Below are 20664 nucleotides of genomic sequence, written 5' to 3'. Positions count from 1 at the left end.
CGCCCTTTAGGTTGTCAGTTCGATGAACGACACGCCGGGCATGGGCAGGTCGAACGCGAGCGTGACCGAGTCCCCGCCGACCTTGGCCGGAGGCGCCGCCTCGGCCAGTGCGGCGGCGGCGCGGAGCCGGTCCCACTGCTCGCCCGACGGCCAGTCGCCGCCGCCCATCGCCTGCCACGCCGCCTCGGCGTTCGAGTGCTCGTGGTCGATGCGATGGTGGGTGAGCGTGTGCTCCCCGCCGAGCCCGTCGATGGTCAGCGTCACGGTGCGCGTCAGCTCGGGAGCGCCGCCGGCCTGGGTCTGGTCGAGGGTGCCGTTCCAGATCAGCACGCCGATCCGGCCGTCGTCGTGCCTGGCCGCCCACGCCTCGACGCCGCCCGCGTCGCCGCCGAGCGTGACCCCCAGCTCCGCGTCGCCGAGCCTGGCGGCCAGGGCGAGGGCGTGGAACCGGGGTTTGCGCAGGTTGCCGACCGTCAGCAGCCCGAACCCGCCGTGGAACAGCCGCGGCGGCCTGCCCAGCTCCTCGAAGTGGTCGGAGGCCACCCAGTGCGCGAGCGCGGCCACCCGGCCCGCCGCCGACTTCATGCCGTGCAGCAGGAACGCCGCCCCGAACGGCCCGTCGCCGATGCCGTGGAAGTGGGTCGGCGTCGGGCCCCACTCGGTCCACCAGATCGGCACGTCCCGCCCGTGCGCGGCCAGCGCGGGCCGCCAGTCGAGCGGGGCGTTGCCGTAGGTGTGGGTGGAGAGGAAGTCGAGCGCCGCGCCCGACTCGGCGACGTGCTCCAGCAGCTCCTCCACCCAGCCGTTCGCGGCCGAGGCGGGGCCGCCGACGCGCAGGTCCGGGTGGACGTTCTTCACGGCGGCGGCGGTGACGTCGTAGAGCAGGAAGTACTCCTCGGGGGTGCCGGACCAGAAGACGGCCAGGTTCGGCTCGTTCCAGACCTCGAAGGCCCAGTGGTCGATCAGCTCGTGCACGCCGTACCGGCTCACCAGGTGCTCGACCAGCGCCCTGACCAGGTCGCTCCACGCCTCGAAGTCCTTCGGCGGCGAGATGATCGCCTCGTAGCCGAAGACCGTCTTGGACGGGTCCGCGGCCAGGTCGCGCGGCATGTAGCCGAGCTCCACGATCGGCCGCAGGCCCAGGGCCAGCACTTTGTCGTAGACCGCGTCCACGCCGGTGAAGTCGTAGACCGCCCGCCCGTCCACCTCGCGGTAGACGCCCAGGTCGTCGCAGAGGATGGCGTGCGCCCTGACCGTCTGGACGCCGAGCTCGTCGTGGACGATCCGCAGCGCCTCCGTCAGCTCCGCGCCGATCGGCCTGCCGCCGCTCTCGTCCGTGCTCAGCAGGTACGACAGGTGCTCCGACCCCACCATGTACGCCCACGGCCGCGGCAGCTCGCCGGTCACCTCCCGCGCGTCCACGTGGATGGAGACCGCGGCCCCCTCCCCCGGCGGCAGCGGAGCCGCCCGCACCTCCGCCGAGAGCGGGCCCGCGTGCTCCATGCCCGAGATCGCGGCCACCGAGTAGGCCGCGCCCCCGTGGCCCGTGTCCACGTACCGGCAGGACGGCACGGCGGGCACGTCCACGTCCGGCTGCCCGACCGGCGTACCGTCTCTGTGCACCAGGTAGCCGATGGCGCCGGGAACGGGGTCCCAGGTCAGCGTCACGTGCCCGGCGCCGGGGACCGCCCGGAGGCCCGACGGCGCCTCAAGGCTGGGCCGCGAGGCCCCCCTGAGCTCGCCGGAGGCCTGGCCGATGCGCTCCTGCCAGTCGCGATGCGCGGCCGTGTCCATCAGGTGATTCCTCGTTTCACTGGGTGGGCGGGACGACGTCCCATTCCTCGATCTTCATCACCGGGCGGAGCTTGGCCTCCACGCCGGAGCCGGCGAAGTAGCGGTGCAGGCTCCCGCCGGTGAGCACGTTGCCCAGGGCGGCCATGGCCATGCCCTGGTCGAGCGCCAGGTACCACTTCGAGACGACTCCTGAGCGGACGGCGATCGCGTCGTAGAAGCCGCCGGGGCCGTAGGCGTCGAAGTTCGCGCGCAGCTTGGCCAGGTTCGCGAGGGCCGCGGTGCGGGCGTACGGGAGGGCCAGGAAGCTGGCGTGCGGGGTCACCACGCCGTCGCCATAGACCGCAGGCGCCGGCTTGGCGGGGCGGCAGCCCTCGTAGCCGGGGTCGGTGCTGGTGCGTTCGCCGTCGGAGGTGTAGCCGGGCTCGTCCATGCCGAGCGGGTCCACGCCGTACTCGCGGTAGCCGCCGTGCGGGTTGTTTGACGGGGAGAAGCCCCAATAGCCGTATTTCGCCTCGTTCAGCCCGTGCTCGATCTGGGCCTTGACGAACACCGGATGGTTGCGGCCCCAGCTTCGGGGCGCCCACGCGGCCTCGGGGACGACCAGGTCGGGCATGAGCGCCTCGAACATCGAGCCGCCCCAGTTCGGGACGTACCGCATGCCGCGGTAGCCGTAGGTGCCCTCCCAGACGTTCACGCCCAGGTACGTCTTCCACGCCCCGACCGGCTTCTGCTCCTGCCAGCCGAAGTCGCAGCCGTTGTCAGGGAACGTGCGGTAGGGCCCGAAGTAGCTCTCGCGCGGGATCTGGCCGAGCGCGATGCCCACGTACTGGCCGATCCGGGTCTCGGCGGGCGCGCCGTAATGGTGGCAGGTCGAGTAGACGGTCGTGCCGGTGCCGGCGTAGTCGCTGGGCACGTTGCAGCCGTCGGGCGGCTCCGGCCAGAAGCCGCCGCGCAGCAGCCCCGTGCCCGCGTCGGGGCGGGCGGCCGGGTCGTAGTAGGACGCGAAGTTCATCGAGGAGAGCAGCCGGTTGGCGCGGGCGGCCTGGGCGGGGACGGCGTTGCGGACCATCATCAGCGCCGTGGCCAGCCAGCCGTTGTCCACGCTGGAGGCGAACGGCCGCACCGGCTCGCCGGTGTCCGGCCAGGTGCGGACGAGCTGGAGGGTGGCGGGGTCGTACCAGTTGTAGAACTGGCCGGTGGGGCCGTTGCGTTCCAGCCGCTCCAGCGCCCCGATCACCTTGGCCACCCGGTTCGCGGCGTCGCGCGAGCTGATCAGGCGCAGGTCGCGGGCGGCGAGCGTGCTCCAGAGGTACGTGCCGGCGTTCGTGGGCGAGGTGACCTTGGCCCTGGTCGCGAGGTCGCCGGTCACCTTGTCGGCGGGCAGGCCGGTGGCCGGCTCGACCATGGCGGCCATCGACCGCCACGTGTCCTTGGCGTAGCGGAGCAGCGTGGCGTCCCCCGAGCCGGCGGCGTTGGCCGCGGTGGCGGGGACGGCCACGGCGAGCACGAGTAATCCGGACAGTACCGTCTTGCGCATGAGGAGCTCCTCTTACTTGAGACCGGTGGTGGCGATGCCCTGGATGAAGAAGCGCTGCAGGAAGACGAACAGGAACAGGATCGGCGCGATCACCACGACCGACCCGGCGACCAGCAGGTTGTAGTGGGTGGCCTCGTGGCCGTTGAGGATGTTGAGGGCGACCGGGAGGGTGTACATGCTCTCGCTCTGCGCGACCACGGCCGGCCACAGGAAGTTGTTCCACGAGCCGAGGAACGTGATCAGCCCCAGCGTGGCCAGCGGCGGCCCGCACAGCGGCAGGATGATCGTGAAGAAGATCCGGAACTCCCCCGCGCCGTCCACCCTGGCCGCGTGGATGAGCTCGTCGGGCAGGTCGGAGATGAACTGGCGCATCATGAACACCCCGAGCGGCGTCACCACCGTCGGCAGGATGATCCCGACGAACGTGTTGACCATGCCCAGCTTCGCGATCAGCACGAACTGCGGCACCATGAGCACGATCGCCGGGATCGCGAGCTGCACCAGCACCAGGCCGAAGGCGAGGTCCTTGCCGCGGAAGGTGAGCTTGGCGAAGGCGTAGCCGACCATCGAGCAGAACAGCAGGTTGGTGGCGACCAGCACCAGCGCGATGAGCAGGCTGTTGGCGAAGGCGCCGCCGATGTTCACGCGGTCGAACAGCTCGGTGAAGTTGTCCAGCGTCCACGTCTGCGGCCAGAACGTCGGCGGGTCGCGCCTGATCTCCTGCTCGGGCTTGAACGAGCTGAGCGCCGTCCACAGGAACGGCCCGGCGACCAGCAGCAGCCCCACACCGAGCCCGAGGTAGACGACCGCGCGCTGGCGGCGGGTCCGGCTCATCTGTTCCTCCCCAGCCTCAGTTGCAGGACGGCCAGCGCGACGATCACCGTGAACAGCACGGTCGCCGCCGCGCCCGCGTAGCCGAAGTTGCCGACGCCGAACTGGCCGAAGATGGCCAGCGAGGCCGACAGCGTGGAGTTGAGCGGGCCGCCCTTCGTCATGACCAGCGGCTCCTCCAGGAACTGCATGAAGCCGACCGAGCTGTAGACGGTGCAGAACAGCAGCACGGGACGGAGCGAGGGCACGGTCACCGAGCGGAAGCGGGCCCAGCGGCCGGCGCCGTCCACCTCCGCGGCCTCGTACAGCTCTCGCGGAATGGTCTGCAGCGCGGCGAGCAGCACGACCATGTTGAAGCCGAAGCTGCGCCAGGCCGTCATGACGATGATCGAGGGCAGGGCCGTGGCCTCGCTCTGCAGCCAGTTGGGGCCCGCGATCCCGGCCAGTTCGAGCAGCCGGTTCAGCAGCCCGGCCTCGGGCTCCAGCAGGAACTTCCAGGCCACGGCGATGCCGATGATGCTGGTGATGTTCGGCAGGTAGTAGCCGAGCCGGAAGAACGCGGCCGGCAGCCGGGCGATCCCCGAGTTGAGCAGCACGGCGGCGCCCAGCCCGAGCCCGATGGTCAGCGGCAGGGCGGTGAGCACGAAGACCACGGTGTTGACCGCCGCCCTGCGCATGGCGCCGTCGTTCATGAGCCGCAGGTAGTTGTCGACGCCGACCAGGTTGACGCCGAGCGGGTCGGTCACGTCGGTGCTGCGCATGTCGGTGAAGCTCATGCCGATGCCGACGAGCAGCGGTCCCAGGTAGAAGACCACGAACAGCACCACGAACGGCAGGATGAACATCCATCCGATGCCGGCCTGCCGTAACGGGCCCCTGACCCTGACCGGGGCCGGGGCGGGCGGCGCCTTCCTGGTGAGCACGGCCATGTCCGCCCCCGCCTACAGGCCGGTGCCGATCGTGGCGGCCTGGGACTGGATCGCCTGGGCCGTCTGCTCCGGCGTCTGCCGGCCGCGCGCCAGCTTCTCCAGCTCCGCCTCCAGGACCTTGGCCACCTGCTCCCACGTCGGGAACGGCGGCGGCGTCTTGGCGTCCTTGAGCTGCTCGCCGAAGACCGCGAGCTGCTTGTCGGAGCTCAGCTCGGGCTCCTGCCAGGCGGCCTGCACCGCGGGCAGCGCCTTGACCGTGCTGTACCACTTGGCCTGGACCTTCGGCTCGCTCAGCCACTTGATGAACGTCCAGGCCGCGTCGCGGTTCTTCGCCTTCTTGAACACCGCCATGTCGGCGCCGCCCACGAAGCTCGTCCGCGAGACCGGGCCCTTGGGGTAGGTGGCCACGTCGAACTTGTCCTTGAAGCCGGGGCCGCCGTCGTTGTTCAGCACGCCGACCATCCACGGGCCGGAGAAGAAGCCGCCGACCTCGCCCTTGATGAAGCTCTGCGGGAAAGCGCCCTCAGGGGTGTTGTTCGGGGCCAGCTTCTGCTTGAACAGCGACTCGTACTGCTTGAGCGCGGTGAGCGCCTGCGGGGTGTCGAACGTGTACTTCCCGTCCTTGACGATCTCCCCGCCGGCCTGCCAGATCAGCGGCAGCACCTCCTGCCAGGACGCGCCGAGGGTGTAGCTCTGGTTGAAGCCGTTCTTCGCGCCGCCCTTCTCCTTGAGCGCCTTGGCGAACGCGGTGAACTCCTGCCACGTCTGCGGCGGCCGCACGCCCGCCTTCTCGGCCTGGTCGGTGCGGTAGTAGAGGACCCGGGTCTCGACGTACCAGGGGACGCCGTACGCGGTGCCGTTGACGTCGACCGTCTGCCAGGCCCCGGGGAAGAAGAGGCTCTTGTCGACCAGGTTGCCCGGCGTCGGTTCGAGCGCGCCGGTCTTGGCCAGCTCGCCCGACCAGGTCGAGCCGATCATGCTGATGTCGGGCGTGGCGCCGCCCGCGATGGCGGCCGTGAGCTTGTCGTGCGCCACGTCCCAGCCGATGGCCGTGACGTTGACCTTCACCCCGGGGTTGGCGCTCTCGAAGTCCTTGACGAACGCGCCGAGCGCGTTGCCCTCCTCGCCCATCGCCCAGACGGTGACCTCCCCCGTGATCTTTCCTGTCGTGACGTCCTGTGCCTGCTCAGGCGCCTGCTCTGCGCTGCGGCCGCAGCCCGCGGCCAGGATCGCGATCGCCAGCACGCCCGTGGCGGCGCGCCGGGTGGTCGTGTTCACGTGGATACCTCCTGGGGGTGGTGACCGCAGCTGGAACGCACGATCAGCTCGGTGGTCAGGATGAGGTGCCGTGGGGTGTCGCGGACGCCGGTGATCAGCTCGTCCAGCGCGCGGGCGGCGCGGGCGCCGAGCTCGCGCATCGGCTGGCGTACGGTGGTCAGCGCGGGGCGGGAGTGCCGGGCGGCCATGATGTCGTCCCAGCCGGTGACGGCCACGTCGCCGGGCACGTCCAGGCCGAGCTCCTCGGCGGCCAGCAGCGCGCCGAGCGCCACCTCGTCGTCGGAGCAGACGATCGCCTCCGGCCTGTTCCGGCCGCCCAGCAGGTCTCTGGCCGCCTCGAAGCCGCACTCCACGGTGTACGCGCGGGTGGGCACGGCCTCGATCGCGCCGCCGAGCGCGGCGCGCACGCCCTGCCAGCGCTCGTCCACGTCGTCCTGGCTGGACAGCGGCGCGCCGAGGAAGGCGAAACGCTCGTAGCCGTGCCCGGTCAGGTGGCCGGCCAGCGCCCGGGCGGAGGCGGTGTTCTCGCTGCGCAGCGTGTCGGCTCCGGGCAGCGGCTCGCGCGAGATGAACACCAGCCGGACGCCCAGCCGGACGAGCTCGGCGACCAGCGGCTCCGGCACGGTGTGGCCGAAGATCAGCAGGCCGTCGACCCGGCCGGCCAGGTCCTTGATCAGGTCGTTGACCTTCGTGCGGCCCTTGGTCGACAGGATGACCACCGACCGGCCCAGCTCCGAGGCGACCTCCTCGTACCCGAGCAGGACCTCGGTGTAGTAGGGGCCCGCGAGGTCGGGGAAGACGATGCCGTTGGCGGCGTGGCGGCCCTCGGCCAGGCTGACGCCGAGGCGGCTGGGCGTGAAGTTGAGCTCTTCGACGGCTTTGAGCACCTTCTCGCGCGTCTTGGCGGCGACGGGGCCGGTGCCGCGCAAGGCTCTGGACACGGTCGCGATCGACACGCCGGCCCGCTTGGCCACCTCGTAGATGGTCACGTCCATCAAGCGTCTCCCTCTGCCTGTGTAAGCGCTTTCATCACGGCGCATGTAAGCGCTTACACAAATGCAGTGTGCCAGGGGCGTTAACTTCTCGTACAGACCCCGGCGAGTAACGGTGAGGTCACGCCGCCGCTGGGTAGTGCCGGAGCATGCTCTATGGCAAGGAACACGTCCAGCGTTATCAGGAAACCGACGGCGCTGAAGGACACGACTGGAACAACACGACAGTCCTCCTCCTCACCACCAAAGGCCGCAACTCCGGCAGGCCGTACACGACGCCGCTGATCTACCAGCCGCACGGCGCGGACCACATCGTGGTCGCGTCCAAGGGCGGGGACCCCGACCATCCGGAGTGGTACAAGAACCTGCAGGCCAACCCGGACGTCGAGGTGCAGGTCAAAGGCGACAAGTTCAAGGCGCGGGCGCGCACGGCCGTCGAGGCGGAGAAGCCCGAGCTGTGGCGGCTCATGACGAGGACGTGGCCGGACTACGACAACTACCAGCAGAAGACCGGACGCGAGATCCCGGTGGTCGTCCTGGAACGCGCCGAGTGACCCTCCCGGCCCTCGCCCTCTTCGGGAACGCGCCTGGGAACGCGGGGGCCGGGCCGGTTCGTTGTGCCGGCATGGCTGACATCCCCTACGACCGGAAAGAACAACTCAAGCAGATCGAGAGCGGGCTCCTGCAGGGCGAGCGGATCATCGCCGTCTATGACGCGATCGGGGCGGGCACCGGCTTCCTCGGGCTGACGGATCGGCGTGTGATCGTGCAGGACAAGTCTTTCGCGGGCAAGCGGATCGCGATCACGAGCATTCCGTACGGGAAGATCTCCGCGGTGAGCGTGGTGAGCAACAAGTCCATCGCCGGGGGGTTCTTCTCCTCGGGGGCCATCGCCATCCATGTCGGGACGCACACGTATGAGGTGGACTTCAGGGGGGACAACAAGGCGCACCACGTGCACAACGTCATCCTTCACTACATTTCACAACCCTGAGCGCCGCCCCTTCGCGGGGTCGCGCCGAGGGGGCGGGCTGGTGGTCCGAGCCGTGCGGGGGTCGATCGCGGTGGAGATTGTGCAGGTGGTCCGAGCCGCGCGGGGGTCGATCGCGGTAGTGACCGTGCTGGCGGGACGGGCCGCGCGGGGGTCGATCGCGGTCGTGATGGTGCTGGCGGGACGGGCCGCGCGGGGGTCGATCGCGGTCGTGATGGTGCTGGTGGCGCTCGCCGGCTGCGGGGGGACGCCCGGACGCGGCGGCTCCCCCACCGACCCCGGCGGGCCACCCGGCACCGGTACGTCGTCCGGCGCTCCCGGCCAGTCTTCCGCCAGTGGGGGGCCGTCACCTGATGGCACTGGCGGGCCGTCCGACCACGCCGTCGGGTCGATCACTCCGGTGCCGATGCCCGGGACCGCGCCGGCCGCGCTCCCCGCCGACCCGGCCCGTTGCGCTCAGCCCGCCCTCTCCATGGACGACTTGCGGGCCGCTCCGAGCGCTTCCCCGTGGCGGGTGGTCTCGCGCGGCGAGGGGCACGGGCGGCTGGACGACCTGGCAGTGGGCGGCGACGGCGCGGTGTGGGCGACCCATTCCACGCAGCGGCGGGAGACGGGCGGCGTGGTGGAGACGTTCGAGGGGTTGCGGCGGTGGGACGGGGCCCGCTGGGAGTCGTTCCCGCTGCCGAGGGCGGCGGTCACGGCGGTGGGGGCCGTGTCGGGCGAGCTGGCGTGGGCGTTCGGGCAGTCGGGGCAGGTGGGCACGTTCAGCGACGGTCGGCTGGTCCCGGGGCGGTTCGCGGGGCGGGACGGCTCGGGCATCGGCCTGTACGGCACGGCCGCGCGTGGCCCATGGGTGGTCTCGGGGCGTACGGCTCTGCGGTGGGACGGCTCGGCGTGGCAGGCGTACCGGCTGCCGGTCGGCGCGAGCGCCGTCGGCGGCGAGGGCGCGAACGTGTGGACGGTGAGCGCGGCGGTCTCCCCGGCGCAGCCTGCCGCACACCGTTCCAGCGCGCGTCCGCAGCCTGCGGCGCGCTGGAACGGCTCCGCCTGGCAGGCCGTGGGCGTGCCCGAGCTCGGCCTGCCGCGCAAGGTCTCCTCACCCCGCGCCCATCTCGACGACGTGGCGGTCCTGGGCACCGACGACGTGTGGGCGGTGGGCGGGGTGTCGTGGCTGGCGCCGGGTAAGACCGACGCGCAAGGCGAGCCCTTGGAGATCCTGCGGCCGGTGGCCCTGCACTGGGACGGCGGCGGATGGCGGTGCCTGTGGGGGGCGTCCGGGCGGACGTTCACGCAGGCGGAGCCGGACGGGCGGGGCGGGGTGTGGGTGCTCGACTCGACCGGCTCCCGGCTGCTGCATCATGCGGGCGGCCGCTGGACGTCCACCGAGATCGCCGGCACCGTCACGACCCTCTCCCACCGCCCGGGGTCGGACGAGGTCTACGCCGCAGGCTCGACCCCCAACACCACCGACCTCACCCAAGTCACCCTCTGGCGCAACCACTAACCCGCCGCTGGCCTGCTCCGACGGCTGGGGTAGCCAAGTGACCCGTTACCCGGAGGCCGCGTAGCCGGATAGCGGGGCCCGTTGGCCGGGGGCCCGTTGGCCGACGAGGTGGGGGACCGGCGAGGCGAGTGACCGGCAAGTCGGGTGAGCAGCGAGGCGGGTCAAGCGTCTGGACAATCCAGTCGCTCTCCGGGCGATCCGGTCACGCGCTCGGGCAGTCCGGATCCCACGTCCGAGCGGTGCGATCAGGCGTCCCGGCGGTGCGGTCAGGCGTCCGAGCGGTCCGATCAGGGCGTCCGGAAGTCCAGCGGCCTGGAGGGTCGGTGGTCAGGTGGCCCAAGCATCCCCCGGTCCGACGCCGGGCAGGTCGGCGCTGGGCAGGTCGGCGCTGGGCGGTCTGGTCAGGCGTACTGGAGGTCTAGCTTGACGATGCGGCCGTTGCCCACCGTGAAGTCGTAGTGGGCCCGCCAGCCGTCTGAGCCCTCCGGTGCCCAGTGGACCAGCAGCTTCTGGCCGTCCGGGCGGCTCTCGGGGGTCGAGACGACGCGCAGGGTGCCGCCGATCACCTCGCGATCCGCCCATTCGCGGATGGCGTCGTGCCCCCGGATGCTGCGGCTGACGTCCATGATCTCGGCGTCGGGAGCGAAGGCGGTCACGAGCGCGTCCAGGTCTCGGGCGTTCACCGCGTCCACGTAGGCGCGGGCCGCCGCCGTCACTGCCACCGAGGACGAGCCGCCGGCGGGGGTGGTCGCGGAGGTCATCGGGACCGGCGATGAGGTGTCCGGCGCCGCGCCCGGCGGGGACGTGTCGGGAGCCGGTCCGCAAGCGCTCACCGCCAGCGCCAACCCGGTGGCGGCCACGGCCATCCGCACCCCGATCCGGACACGCGCCGTGGGCCAAGCCACCAGCCGGACGCGCCGGTCCCCGCCGAACCACTTCCCGGAGAGAGCCGCCAGGTGGGCGAGCCACGTCTCCCCTGGCTGCCCCGTGGGCCAAGCCGTCGGCGGCCGCGCCGTAGGCCAAGCCATCGGCCGGACGTGGCGGGGCCGGGCGGGCTGCTTCGTGCCGGATCGAGGCTGCGGGGCGCGGGAAAGGGTGGGCTCGGATGGGGGAAGGGCTGATGCGGGCGACAAAAGGACCGGCGCGGTCAGGGAAGAGGCTGCCAGGGAAGGGGCGGGCGCGGGCGGGAAAGGGGCGGGCGAGGGTGGAGAAGGGGCGGGGGCGGGCGGGAAAGGAGCGGGCGAGGAAGGGGCGGGCGCGGGGGAAGGAGAGGCGGGCTGCTGGGTGCTCATGGCGACGATCATGGGCAGTCGGCGTGCGCCAGGTCCAAGACCTGTTGCCATAGCTTTTGGTTATCGCCGTTGCGGGACATCAGCACCGCATCTACCGCGTCTCCCTGCAGGTGCCGACATACCCGCGATCAGGTCAGTCGGGCCGCCAAAGTGACGAGACGTTCCGGGCGTGGCGTTACACCGCGTTACGGGATTGACTACGTACAGTGTTGAACCGTTGTCACTTCGTGATTACAGGGGGAGATCATGAAAGGTAACCTCATAGCAGCAGGTGGTGCACTTATCACCGCCGCCGCGCTCATCGGCACGGCCAGCCCGGCCAGCGCCGCACCGGTCGCTTGCGACCTGAGCGTGGCCGACTCTCATCACTCGCTTCGCATCGACGGCTATGGCGTGTACGCCGGACGTCGTGACGCCGACGCCTGTGAAGGCCGCAAGGACGAGAACCGGCACGACCGGGGTCACGACCAGGGCTGGAACAGCGACGACCACAGCAACGACCACAGCGACGACCAGGGCTGGAACGGGAACGGCTGGAACAACGGCTGGGACCGCGGCAGCGACTGGAACCGGGGCAGCTGGAACGGCGACGGCTGGAACAACGACGGCTGGAACCAGGGCAACTGGAACGGCGACGGCTGGAACCGGGACGGCTGGAACCGGGATGGCTGGGACCGCGGCTCCTGGAACCGGGACGGCTGGGGCCGCGGGCACGACAGCAGCTTCGGCACCGACCACGGCGTTCGCTGGAACGACCGGGGCTGGGGCACCGGCACGACGCACGGCACCTGGGGCGAGCGCGGCTGGGGCGGCTACAGCTGGCCTGGCATCTGGTTCGGCCGTTAGTCACACGTCCGTCCGGGCACTCGTCCGGCTAGGTCCCGGGACACTGTCGTTGTGGCCCGGGACCCCTGCTTTTCACCGGCGCACGATCCCGTCCGCGTCCACCTTCCGCCCTGCGATCCTGATCTCCCCTCTCCTGGCCGCCCTGCGATCCTGATCTTCCCTCTCCTGGCCGCCCTCCCCCCGGCGCTTCTCCACGGGGTCACGCCCGGCGGCCCGCTCCCCCAGGCCGCCCGGCTTTCGCCCCCAACCCCGCCCGCTTCCCTCCCTCAGTCCTGCCGGGTTCCCACCCCCGCCTGCCCTGCCCGGTTGCGGACCCGCAGGTTCGGACGGCAAGGTTCCGGACGGCCAGGTTCTGCGCAGCGCTCACCGGGATGCCAGCCCCCCGCGTATAGCGGTCGGCTCAGCAGCGCGTGACCATGGGGGCGCCATTGGCCGCCCAGCTCGGTGCGTGGCCCAGGTGCGGTCTGGGCGCGCTGCGCCATGTGGCCCGAATGCGGCGTGTGGTGGTCTCTGGGGCGCCAGGCGGCCCCGTTTCCGCGTGGCCTGCGTGGTGTCGGCCCGTGCTGCCCCCCGGTGGCCGTACCAGGGGTTCCAGGGGGGCGGGCGGCTGGCTCGGCGCGACGTCGGTGCGGGCAGGCGCCAGCACCAGCACGCGGGCCGTCAGGTCGCGGGCAGCTCAGGTCACACAGCCCGCCGGACCGAAGCCTGAGGCCGCAAGCACGGACCTGGAGGCCGCGCGACCGGTTACGTCGCGCGACCGGTTACGTCGCACGGCCCGTTACGTCGCACGGCCCGTTACGTCGCACGGCCCGTTACGTCGCGCGGCCCGCAAAGGCCGCGCGGCCGGTTGGCGTCAGCGGTCGACGATCTCGTTCTTGCCGATCACCACGACCCCGCCCCTCGTCAGCGCGAAGCGGGTGCGGTCGTACTCGAGGTCGAACCCGATCCGCGCCCCGTCCGGGATCACGACGTTCTTGTCGACGATCGCCTTGCGGACGATGGCGCCCCGGCCGACCTTGACGTTCTCCATCAGCACGGAGTCCTCCACCAGCGAGTGCGAGTGGAGCACGACCTTGGGCGACAGGATCGACCTGATCGCCGTGCCGCCGGAGACGATCACGCCGGGCGACACCAGCGAGTCGATCGCCCGCCCCACCCGGTCGCCGTCGTTGTGCACGAACTTGGCCGGGGGCAGCGGGTCGTGCCCCGTGAAGATCGGCCATTTGTCGTTGTACAGGTTGAAGACCGGATGCGCCGAGATGAGGTCCATGTGGGCCTCGTAGTAGGCGTCCAGCGTCCCCACGTCGCGCCAGTAGCCCCGGTCCCGTTCGCTGGAGCCGGGGACGACGTTGTTGGCGAAGTCGTAGACGTCCGCGCCGCCCGACTTGACCAGCATGGGGATGATGTTGCCGCCCAGGTCGTGCTTGCTGGTGGGGTCGAGCGCGTCCTCGCGCAGCGCGTCGATCATCGCCTGCGTCTTGAACACGTAGTTGCCCATCGAGGCGTACACCTCGTCGGGCGAGTCGGCCAGCCCGACGGCGTCCTTGGGCTTCTCCCTGAACGCGACGATCCGCCGCCCCTCGGGATCGGTCTCGATCACGCCGAACTGGTCGGCGAGCGACAGCGGCTGCCTGATCGCCGCCACCGTCACGTCCGCGCCCGAGTCCTCGTGCTGCTCGACCATCTGCCGCGGATCCATCCGGTAGATGTGGTCGGCGCCGAACACGATCACGTGCTCGGGCATCTCGTCGTAGATCAGGTTCAGGTTCTGGAACAGGGCGTCCGCCGAGCCCGAGAACCACCGCGGCCCGAGCCGCTGCTGCGCCGGCACCGGCGTGACGTAGTTGCCCAGCATCGCCGACAGCCGCCAGGTCCGCGAGACGTGCCGGTCGAGGCTATGGTTCTTGTACTGCGTCAGTACGACGATCTTCAGGAAGCCGCCGTTCGCCAGGTTGGACAGCACGAAATCGACGAGCCGATACATTCCGCCGAACGGCACCGCCGGTTTCGCCCGATCCGCCGTGAGCGGCATGAGCCTCTTACCCTCTCCACCTGCCAGCACAACCGCAAGCACCCTCCGGGACCTCATGTCCAGGACGCTACCCTCAAATGGCCGATCTATCGACGAAACCCCGCACGGTGAACTTCCTTCGTGTCCCACTTTGTTGGCCTATGCACCGACCGGCGTTACCGAGCTTGGGCTTGTTCGATGTGTTCCCTATGCTCAGGTTGATCGTCTGCGCGAAACCCGCTCATGATGGTGGTCCATGGGGCGTGACCCGCCATAAGGTCGTGTCATGCGTGTTGATCTGCTCAGCCGGGAGTATCCGCCAGAGGTGTACGGCGGAGCCGGGGTGCACATGGAATATCTGGCCAGGGAGCTGCGGAAACTGGCCGACGTACGCGTGCGCTGCTTCGGGGCCGATCGCGACGAGCCGGGGGTCGCGGCCTACCGGGTGCCGGGCGGGCTGGAGAGCGCCAACGCCGCGCTCCAGGTGCTCGGCGTGGACCTGGAGATGGCCGCCGCCTGCGCGGGCGCCGACGTCGTTCACTCGCACACCTGGTACGCCAACTTCGCCGGGCATGTCGCGAAGATGCTGCACGGCGTCCCCCATGTGATCACCACGCACAGCCTGGAGCCGCTGCGGCCGTGGAAGGCCGAGCAGCTCGGCGGCGGTTACACGATCTCGTCGTGGGCCGAGCGGACCGCCCTGGCCGCCGCGGACGCGGTGATCGCCGTGTCGGAGGGGATGCGGCGCGACGTGCTCGCCGCCTACCCCGAGATCCCGGCGGAGAAGGTGTCCGTCATCCACAACGGCATCGACACCGCCGAATACGCCCCCGACTCCGGGGTGGACGTGCTGGAGAAGCACGGGGTCGATCCGCGCAGGCCGTACATCGTCTTCGTGGGCCGCATCACCCGCCAGAAAGGGCTGGTCCACCTCCTGCACGCGGCGCGGTCCTTCGACCCTGAGGCGCAGCTCGTGCTGTGCGCGGGCGCGCCGGACACGCCGGAGATCGCGGCCGAGGTGACGGAGCTGGTGCGCGGCCTCGACAGGAAGGGCGTGTTCTGGATCCAGGAGATGCTGCCCAAGCCCGAGGTGATCCAGCTGCTGACGCACGCGACGGTGTTCGTGTGCCCGTCGGTCTACGAGCCCATGGGCATCGTGAACCTGGAGGCGATGGCCTGCGAGACGGCCGTGGTGGCGACGGCCACGGGCGGCATTCCCGAGGTCGTGGCCGACGGTGAGACGGGGCTCCTGGTGCCGATCTCCCAGGGCGCCGACGGCACGCCGCACGATCCGGAGCTGTTCGCGGCGGACCTGGCCGAGCGGGTCAACGCGCTGCTGCGCGATCCCGCGCGGGCGCGGGCCATGGGCGTGGCGGGCCGGGCCCGCGCGGTCGGCCATTTCTCCTGGTCCCGCATCGCCCACCGCACGCTGGAGCTGTACGCGTCCCTGCGGTCCTGACGCCTCCGGCCGGGCCGCGGGCGGCAATTGGGTCTTGTAGCCGCCGTCGTTCGGGATCACCCTGAACGGCAGGAGGCAGTGACATGTCGCACCCGCTCGGAGTCAGCCGTCCCGATCTCGAAGTCACCGACCTGCCCACGCCGGAGGAGGTCTTCAAGGTCTCCAAGATCGGCCCCAAGGAACTCGTCAAATATGCCATCGGCCCGAGCCTGATCGCGCTCGGCATCTCGATCGGCAGCGGAGAATGGCTGCTCGGCCCCCTGAGCGTGGGGCAGTACGGATTCGTCGGCGTCGGCTGGGTCATCGTGGTGTCGGCCGTGCTGCAGACGTTCTACAACGTGGAGTGCTCGCGCTACGTCCTGGCCACCGGCGAGGCCCCGGTGGTCGGCTGGGGGCGGGTGCCGCCGGGCTGGCCGCTCTGGGTGCCGCTGTCCGTCCTCATCGTGATCTTCGCGTTCATCGCGGGCGGCTGGGCCGCGTCGGCGGGACAGGGCGTGTACGCGCTGGTCCACGGCGTGCCCCCGGCGGCCACGGACGCGGAGCCGCGCTGGTGGGCCGTCGGCCTGCTGGTGCTGGTGTTCGTCATCACGGCAGCCGCCCGCCGCATCAGCCGCGCCCTGGAGCTGGCGAACTGGGTCATGGTCAGCACCATCCTGCTCGCCCTGCTGGCCGTGGACCTGCTGGTAGTGCCGTGGAGCCAGTGGTGGGAGGGCATCCGCGGCTTCCTCACCCCGGCCGCGCCGCCCGCCGGGATCACCGCGACGCAGCTCGGCGCGCTGGCCGGGTTCACCGCGCTGGCCTCGGGCCTGAACTGGTACGTGATGGGCCACTACCGCGACAAGGGCTACGGCATGGGCCACCGTGTCGGCTACATCTCCGGCCTGCGCGGCGACGGCCGCGAGATCCTGGCCAGCGGCGTCACCTTCCCCGACGACGAGCGCAACCGGGGCCTGTGGCGCAGGTGGTACCGGCTGCTGATGATCGACATGTGGGGCGTGTTCTTCGTCGGCGCCATCCTCGGCATGCTGCTGCCCACGCTCCTGATGGCGCAGGCGGTCACGCTGTCGGGCGAGAAGCCGACGCGCGCGAACGTCCCGACGTTCGTGGCCAGCGCGCTCGGCGACGAATACGGCCAGGTCGTGTTCTACGTCGCGCTCGTGGTCGGCGTGCTGATCCTGTTCTCCACGCAGCTCGGCATCTTCGAGGCGATGGTGCGGGTGACGACCGACGCGGCCAACTCCACGAGCCCGCGCCTGCGCGCTCTGATCCAGGGCGATCCGCGCCGGTTCTACTACCCGTTCATGCTCCTGCTGCTGGTGGTGATCTCGATCATCATCTTCCAGGGCCTGCCCGTGGGCCTGGTGGAGTGGTCGGCGAACATGTCGAACCTGGGCGCGCTGATCTATCCGTTCCTGCTGATCTACCTCAACAGCAAGCTGCCGCGCCCGGCCCGCCCGCGTCCCTGGCACTACGTCATCCTCGTGCTCAACTTCCTGTTCTTCGGGTTCTTCTTCGTCAACTTCATCGCCGACTTCATCGGCGATCCGCTCGTGACCTTCTGATTGATCGTGGCTAGTCGATCGTGGTCAGGAAGACGTCGCCGTTCCCGGGGGCGGCGCCGCCTTCCGGCGTGCCGTACGTGAGGCCGGAGATCGCGACCTTGCCGGCGGGCGTGGCGGCGGCGTACAGGTTGGGCTCGGCGAAGGCGTCCACGGCGTCGTCCCTGGCGGTGCCGAGCTGGACGGCGGCGCGCTGCCCGCCCTTGGCGTCCAGCCGGGCCGCCACCACGTCGGCGCCGCCCGCCTGCACCCCGATCCGTCCCCGGGTGTAGCCCACGACCTCGACCTCGCCGCCGGGCAGCGGCGTCACGGCGGCGCCCTCGTCGGCGGCGGTGGTGGCCAGGGTGTGCTGCCAGCGCCGCTTGCCCTGGGCGGTGTAGGCGAGCGTGATCGCGTCTCCCGACGCCGCGCCGGTGGCCACCGCGAGACCCGCGGTGGTGACGGCGACCGCGTTCAGCCGGTCGTCGCCCGTGCCGCCCGCCGTGGTGGCCCACTTCCTGGTGCCGTCCGCGGCGTAGGCGGCGATCCAGCCGTCGAGGCCGCCGAGCGCGGTCGTGCCGGGGAGTGCGGCGGTGGCGCTGCCGGTGAGGTAGACGTTCGTGGCGTCCGCGGCCACGCCGGTCGCCTTGTCCTCGCCCGCGCCGCCGTACTGGCGGATCCAGGACACCTCGCCCTCGGGGGTGAGGCGGGCGAGCAGGGCGTCCTTGTCGCCGCTGTTCTGGCCGTCCAGGGCGCCCTTGGTGTAGCCCGCCACGTACGCGCCTCCGTCCGGGGCGGCGGTCAGGCCGTAGAGGCGGTCGGCGGCGTCCTTCGCGCCGAACTGGGTGATCCAGCGGACGGCGCCGCTCGCGTCGAGCCTGGCCACGAACGCGTCGTCCGTGGTGTTGCCGGCGTGGCCGCCGTCCAGGTCGCCCTTGGTGTAGCCGGCCGCGAGCACGCCGCCGTCGGGCAGGGCGGCGACGCCGTACAGCCGCTCGTCGCCCGCGGTCCCGAACTGCGTGGTCCAGGGCTTGGCGCCGGTACGGGTGAGCACGGCGTCGAGGCGGCCCGCGTGCGGCTGACCGTTCACCGGGCCGCCGGCCGCGTACCCGACGGTCAGGGAGCCGTCCTGGTGGGCCGCGACGCCGCCCGCCCAGTCGGCGGCGGGCGTGCCGTGCAACGGGGCGGGCAGACCGGTCGGCGGCGTGACGCTCAGGCCCGGGCCGAGCTCGGCCATCGCCTGCTCGAAGGCCGGCGCCCAGACCGTCCAGTCGTGGCCGCCGTCGAGGACGCGGAGCTGGGCGGAGACGGCGGGCGAGCGCCGGACGGCGTTGTAGAGGGCGGCGGACTCGAAGTCCAGGTCGTGGCGCGCGTCGGCCGGGCCGGGGTTGGCGTACTCGTCGTCGCCGACCGCCACGAACATCCGTACGGGCAGGTCGGGGTCGAGCTTGGGGAGCAGCGCGGGGTAGGCGAGCTCGCGGTACACCTCGTCGGAGAACTTGTCCGCGCCCGCGCCGTACGCGCCGTAGTCGCGGGTGGAGGAGTCGGCGGGCGGCAGCGGCGTGTAGACGGCGGGGCTGAGCACGGCCGCCGCGCTGAACAGGTCCTGGTGGGCCAGCGCGAACCGCAGCGCGCCCGCGCCGCCCATCGAGTAGCCGCCGACCAGGCGGGCCTGCCTGATGGGGGCCGTACGGTACGTCGCGTCCACGTGCGCGACCAGGTCGCGCGTCAGCGCCGTCTCCACCGGCCGGCCGGGCAGGTCGGCGCCGGTGTAGCGGGAGTCCACGTACCAGTTGCCGCGCTCGTTCCAGGGGGCGTCCGGCATGACGGCGATGACCTGCGGGATCCGCTTGGTCTTGATCATGTCGTCGAGCGTGGTCTTGACCCGCGTCCAGGCCTGCATGGTGTCGCCGCGGCCGTGCAGGAGGTAGAGCACGGGAAGGCGGGCGGTGCTCCGGTCGTAGCCGCGCGGGAGGTAGACGTTGTAGGCGATGTTCTCGCCCAGCGCCTCCGACGGCGCCGACCCGGTGGTGAGCGTGCCGCCCGCCCGCATGTCCGTCTCGCCGGGCGCCGCAGGGACGGCCGCGGTCACGAGCGCGGTGAGGAGGGCCAGCACGCCGGCGGCGATCCATGGGGGTTTGGGCATCGACCGCTCCTGTAAACGTTTACCGTAGGCACGCTGTTGTTTCGGGAGAGTTTCGTGGTGCCGGTGGGCCCGTGTCAACCGAGCCGCCTCTCCCGCCCCGCCGGTCTCGGGCTCGCGGCGGGCCGCTGCTCTACCCGTTCGGCCAGGCGGGCTGAGGATGGCTGAGGACGACCGCGGGCGCGCCGGCGCGCCCGCGGTCTATCGGCGGTACAGCTCCAGGAGCTCGTCGGCGCGGTGGGTGCGGGCGATCCACACCTCGCGGCCCCGGCGCTCCCTGGTGATCAGCTGCGCGGCGCGGAGCCGGTCGCAGTGATAGGTGATGCTGCTCGGCGCGATCCGCATCCCGCCGGCGAGCATGCTCATCGTCATGGGCCGGCCCAGCGCGCACAGCAGGTCCGCGCGCACCGGGCCCATCAGCGCCGACAACTCGTCGAGCGCCGGAGCGACGGGGTGGCGCCACAGCGCCTGCGCGCCGGGCACCGGGTACGCGATCCACACGGCCTGCTCGTGGTCCAGGCTCACGATCACGGCGTCCTTGCCGGCCAGCATCGGCACGAGGACGATCTTCCGGTCGCCCAGGTCGTACGTGCTGGCTTCGACGTCGGAGATGAGCAGGCCGCGCTCGGCGTACACGATGCGGCTGTTCAGCGACCCCAGCAGCAGCTCGGGACCCCCGCGCACGGCGGCGACGCCCACCCTCCTGACCTCCCTGTCCAGCAGCGGGCGCGCCCGCCGCCACAGCGGCTCGGCGGTGCTCCAGACGTCGGCCAGGGCACCGGCGTAGCCCTGCAGCCAGCGGCCGGGGTGCTCGGCGGCCGAGCGCCAGTGCGCGGGCAGCGGCCCGTCACCGAACGCCTGCTCCAGATCCGCGGCCAGCCGCTCGGGCGGCAGGTCGCGCAGGGCGTCGATCTGGGCCTGCACGGAGACGTCGCCGCCGATCGGCGTGCGCGGCACGATGCTGTCGGGGACCACCGAGTAGCCGGGTGCGGCGAGCGGGCGGACGGCCTGGTGGCCGAGCGGGCCGACCCGGGAGCTGAGCGCCTTGCGCCAGAGCTCCGGCAGGCCCCTGCGGCGGCCGGCGAGCGCGTCGCTGATCATGGCGAGCGCCGTCAGGTGCGGAGAGATCGAGATGGACAGCTGGGGCGTGGAGGTCATGCGCAGTTCACTCCACACGGATGTGCTGGTTACGTCGGCTCCTTCAGGTCGTCCAAGTCGTGTCCGTCAACCTAGCCCTGACCCTTTCGCCGGACTTTCAGGCCGGTTGCACGGTTGACGCTTCCGCCGCGCGTACCGGCACGTCATCCTGTGGATGATGTTGGACGTTCCGGCGAGGTGACGTGGAGATGACGGCTGACGCGCTGCACGGCCTGGCCAGGTCGCCGCGATTACCGCTGCTGGCGGGGGTGGCCGGGGTCGCGGGCGCGGTCGCGGCGGTGACGGCGGGGGCGTGGCCGGTGCTGGCGGCCGTGGCCGAGGACGTCGGCGGCAGCGGACTGGCCGTCGCGGCGCTGCTCTA

At 71.5% G+C, this 20664-nt stretch carries 16 protein-coding genes; 6 read left to right on the top strand and 10 right to left on the bottom strand.

What is annotated here, in order from left to right:
- Nucleotides 1–6: 6 nt before the first annotated feature.
- The 6 genes from ABEA43_RS23560 to ABEA43_RS23535 are packed head-to-tail and all read right to left on the bottom strand — an operon-like array spanning nt 7 to nt 7364.
- Nucleotides 7–1794 carry a GH39 family glycosyl hydrolase gene (locus tag ABEA43_RS23560; RefSeq protein WP_345564913.1) on the bottom strand — a complete coding sequence of 596 codons (1788 nt, stop codon included), beginning with the start codon at nt 1792–1794 and terminating at the stop codon, nt 7–9.
- 16 nt (nt 1795–1810) lie between these two features.
- A complete protein-coding gene (locus ABEA43_RS23555) occupies nt 1811–3331 on the bottom strand; it encodes a glucoamylase family protein (protein ID WP_345564911.1) in 1521 nt (506 codons plus the stop codon).
- 12 nt (nt 3332–3343) lie between these two features.
- Entirely contained in the window at nt 3344–4165 is an 822-nt protein-coding gene (locus ABEA43_RS23550) for a carbohydrate ABC transporter permease (RefSeq protein ID WP_345564909.1), read from the bottom strand.
- On the bottom strand, nt 4162–5091 hold the full coding sequence (locus ABEA43_RS23545; protein WP_345564907.1) for a carbohydrate ABC transporter permease: 930 nt from the start codon (nt 5089–5091) through the stop codon (nt 4162–4164). Before ABEA43_RS23545 ends, ABEA43_RS23550 begins: the two co-directional genes overlap by 4 nt.
- 12 nt (nt 5092–5103) lie before the next feature.
- Nucleotides 5104–6369 carry a sugar ABC transporter substrate-binding protein gene (locus ABEA43_RS23540; RefSeq protein ID WP_345564906.1) on the bottom strand — a complete coding sequence of 422 codons (1266 nt, stop codon included), beginning with the start codon at nt 6367–6369 and terminating at the stop codon, nt 5104–5106.
- Nucleotides 6366–7364: a LacI family DNA-binding transcriptional regulator gene (locus tag ABEA43_RS23535; RefSeq protein WP_345564904.1), complete on the bottom strand. Its 999-nt coding sequence runs from the start codon at nt 7362–7364 to the stop codon at nt 6366–6368. The genes ABEA43_RS23540 and ABEA43_RS23535 overlap by 4 nt, the downstream gene beginning before the upstream one ends.
- Before the next feature lie 146 nt (nt 7365–7510).
- On the opposite strand from ABEA43_RS23535, the gene ABEA43_RS23530 reads away from it, so the two are divergent.
- From ABEA43_RS23530 to ABEA43_RS23520, 3 genes are all read left to right on the top strand, one after another.
- The gene (locus tag ABEA43_RS23530) at nt 7511–7915 is read left to right on the top strand and encodes a nitroreductase family deazaflavin-dependent oxidoreductase (RefSeq protein ID WP_345564902.1); all 405 of its coding nucleotides are present in this window, start codon (nt 7511–7513) and stop codon (nt 7913–7915) included.
- Nucleotides 7916–7986: 71 nt separating this feature from the next.
- Nucleotides 7987–8355 carry a PH domain-containing protein gene (locus ABEA43_RS23525; RefSeq protein WP_345564900.1) on the top strand — a complete coding sequence of 123 codons (369 nt, stop codon included), beginning with the start codon at nt 7987–7989 and terminating at the stop codon, nt 8353–8355.
- A gap of 70 nt (nt 8356–8425) precedes the next feature.
- Nucleotides 8426–9856, top strand: a complete 1431-nt coding sequence (locus ABEA43_RS23520) for a hypothetical protein (RefSeq protein WP_345564898.1) — start codon at nt 8426–8428, stop codon at nt 9854–9856.
- 401 nt (nt 9857–10257) lie between these two features.
- Here ABEA43_RS23520 and ABEA43_RS23515 read toward each other — a convergent pair whose 3' ends face one another.
- Nucleotides 10258–10884: a nuclear transport factor 2 family protein gene (locus ABEA43_RS23515; protein ID WP_345564897.1), complete on the bottom strand. Its 627-nt coding sequence runs from the start codon at nt 10882–10884 to the stop codon at nt 10258–10260.
- A gap of 510 nt (nt 10885–11394) precedes the next feature.
- Between ABEA43_RS23515 and ABEA43_RS23510 the strand changes: the two genes are divergently transcribed.
- The gene (locus ABEA43_RS23510; RefSeq protein WP_345564896.1) at nt 11395–11994 is read left to right on the top strand and encodes a hypothetical protein; all 600 of its coding nucleotides are present in this window, start codon (nt 11395–11397) and stop codon (nt 11992–11994) included.
- An 853-nt stretch (nt 11995–12847) separates the two neighbouring features.
- On the opposite strand, the gene glgC is transcribed toward ABEA43_RS23510, so the two are convergent.
- Complete coding sequence (gene glgC / locus ABEA43_RS23505; RefSeq protein ID WP_345564894.1) at nt 12848–14083, bottom strand: glucose-1-phosphate adenylyltransferase; 1236 nt, start codon at nt 14081–14083, stop codon at nt 12848–12850.
- Between the two features lie 208 nt (nt 14084–14291).
- Between glgC and glgA the strand changes: the two genes are divergently transcribed.
- Together glgA and ABEA43_RS23495 are read left to right on the top strand one after the other, a co-directional pair.
- Nucleotides 14292–15464: a glycogen synthase gene (gene glgA, locus ABEA43_RS23500; RefSeq protein ID WP_345564892.1), complete on the top strand. Its 1173-nt coding sequence runs from the start codon at nt 14292–14294 to the stop codon at nt 15462–15464.
- An 83-nt stretch (nt 15465–15547) separates the two neighbouring features.
- Nucleotides 15548–17026 carry an Nramp family divalent metal transporter gene (locus tag ABEA43_RS23495; protein WP_345564890.1) on the top strand — a complete coding sequence of 493 codons (1479 nt, stop codon included), beginning with the start codon at nt 15548–15550 and terminating at the stop codon, nt 17024–17026.
- Nucleotides 17027–17036: 10 nt separating this feature from the next.
- On the opposite strand, the gene ABEA43_RS23490 is transcribed toward ABEA43_RS23495, so the two are convergent.
- Nucleotides 17037–19148: an alpha/beta hydrolase-fold protein gene (locus ABEA43_RS23490; protein WP_345564889.1), complete on the bottom strand. Its 2112-nt coding sequence runs from the start codon at nt 19146–19148 to the stop codon at nt 17037–17039.
- A 198-nt stretch (nt 19149–19346) separates the two neighbouring features.
- Nucleotides 19347–20303, bottom strand: coding sequence for an ArsR/SmtB family transcription factor (locus ABEA43_RS23485; protein ID WP_345564888.1), 957 nt, complete (start codon nt 20301–20303; stop codon nt 19347–19349).
- Nucleotides 20304–20664 lie beyond the last annotated feature (361 nt).

It is taken from the genome of Nonomuraea rosea (assembly GCF_039539705.1).
GTDB classification, from domain to species: Bacteria; Actinomycetota; Actinomycetes; order Streptosporangiales; family Streptosporangiaceae; genus Nonomuraea; species Nonomuraea rosea.
This window is presented reverse-complemented; position numbering and strand designations above follow the sequence as displayed.

What these genes read in the sequence shown, in the direction of transcription:
- ABEA43_RS23490 (WP_345564889.1), bottom strand. Translation starts at nt 19,148, where the DNA reads ATGCCCAAACCCCCATGGATCGCCGCCGGCGTGCTGGCCCTCCTCACC.
- ABEA43_RS23560 (WP_345564913.1), bottom strand. Translation starts at nt 1,794, where the DNA reads ATGGACACGGCCGCGCATCGCGACTGGCAGGAGCGCATCGGCCAGGCC.
- ABEA43_RS23530 (WP_345564902.1), top strand. Translation starts at nt 7,511, where the DNA reads ATGCTCTATGGCAAGGAACACGTCCAGCGTTATCAGGAAACCGACGGC.
- ABEA43_RS23525 (WP_345564900.1), top strand. Translation starts at nt 7,987, where the DNA reads ATGGCTGACATCCCCTACGACCGGAAAGAACAACTCAAGCAGATCGAG.
- ABEA43_RS23555 (WP_345564911.1), bottom strand. Translation starts at nt 3,331, where the DNA reads ATGCGCAAGACGGTACTGTCCGGATTACTCGTGCTCGCCGTGGCCGTC.
- ABEA43_RS23495 (WP_345564890.1), top strand. Translation starts at nt 15,548, where the DNA reads ATGTCGCACCCGCTCGGAGTCAGCCGTCCCGATCTCGAAGTCACCGAC.
- glgC (WP_345564894.1), bottom strand. Translation starts at nt 14,083, where the DNA reads ATGAGGTCCCGGAGGGTGCTTGCGGTTGTGCTGGCAGGTGGAGAGGGT.
- ABEA43_RS23485 (WP_345564888.1), bottom strand. Translation starts at nt 20,303, where the DNA reads ATGACCTCCACGCCCCAGCTGTCCATCTCGATCTCTCCGCACCTGACG.
- ABEA43_RS23535 (WP_345564904.1), bottom strand. Translation starts at nt 7,364, where the DNA reads ATGGACGTGACCATCTACGAGGTGGCCAAGCGGGCCGGCGTGTCGATC.
- ABEA43_RS23510 (WP_345564896.1), top strand. Translation starts at nt 11,395, where the DNA reads ATGAAAGGTAACCTCATAGCAGCAGGTGGTGCACTTATCACCGCCGCC.
- ABEA43_RS23550 (WP_345564909.1), bottom strand. Translation starts at nt 4,165, where the DNA reads ATGAGCCGGACCCGCCGCCAGCGCGCGGTCGTCTACCTCGGGCTCGGT.
- ABEA43_RS23545 (WP_345564907.1), bottom strand. Translation starts at nt 5,091, where the DNA reads ATGGCCGTGCTCACCAGGAAGGCGCCGCCCGCCCCGGCCCCGGTCAGG.
- ABEA43_RS23515 (WP_345564897.1), bottom strand. Translation starts at nt 10,884, where the DNA reads ATGGCTTGGCCTACGGCGCGGCCGCCGACGGCTTGGCCCACGGGGCAG.
- glgA (WP_345564892.1), top strand. Translation starts at nt 14,292, where the DNA reads ATGCGTGTTGATCTGCTCAGCCGGGAGTATCCGCCAGAGGTGTACGGC.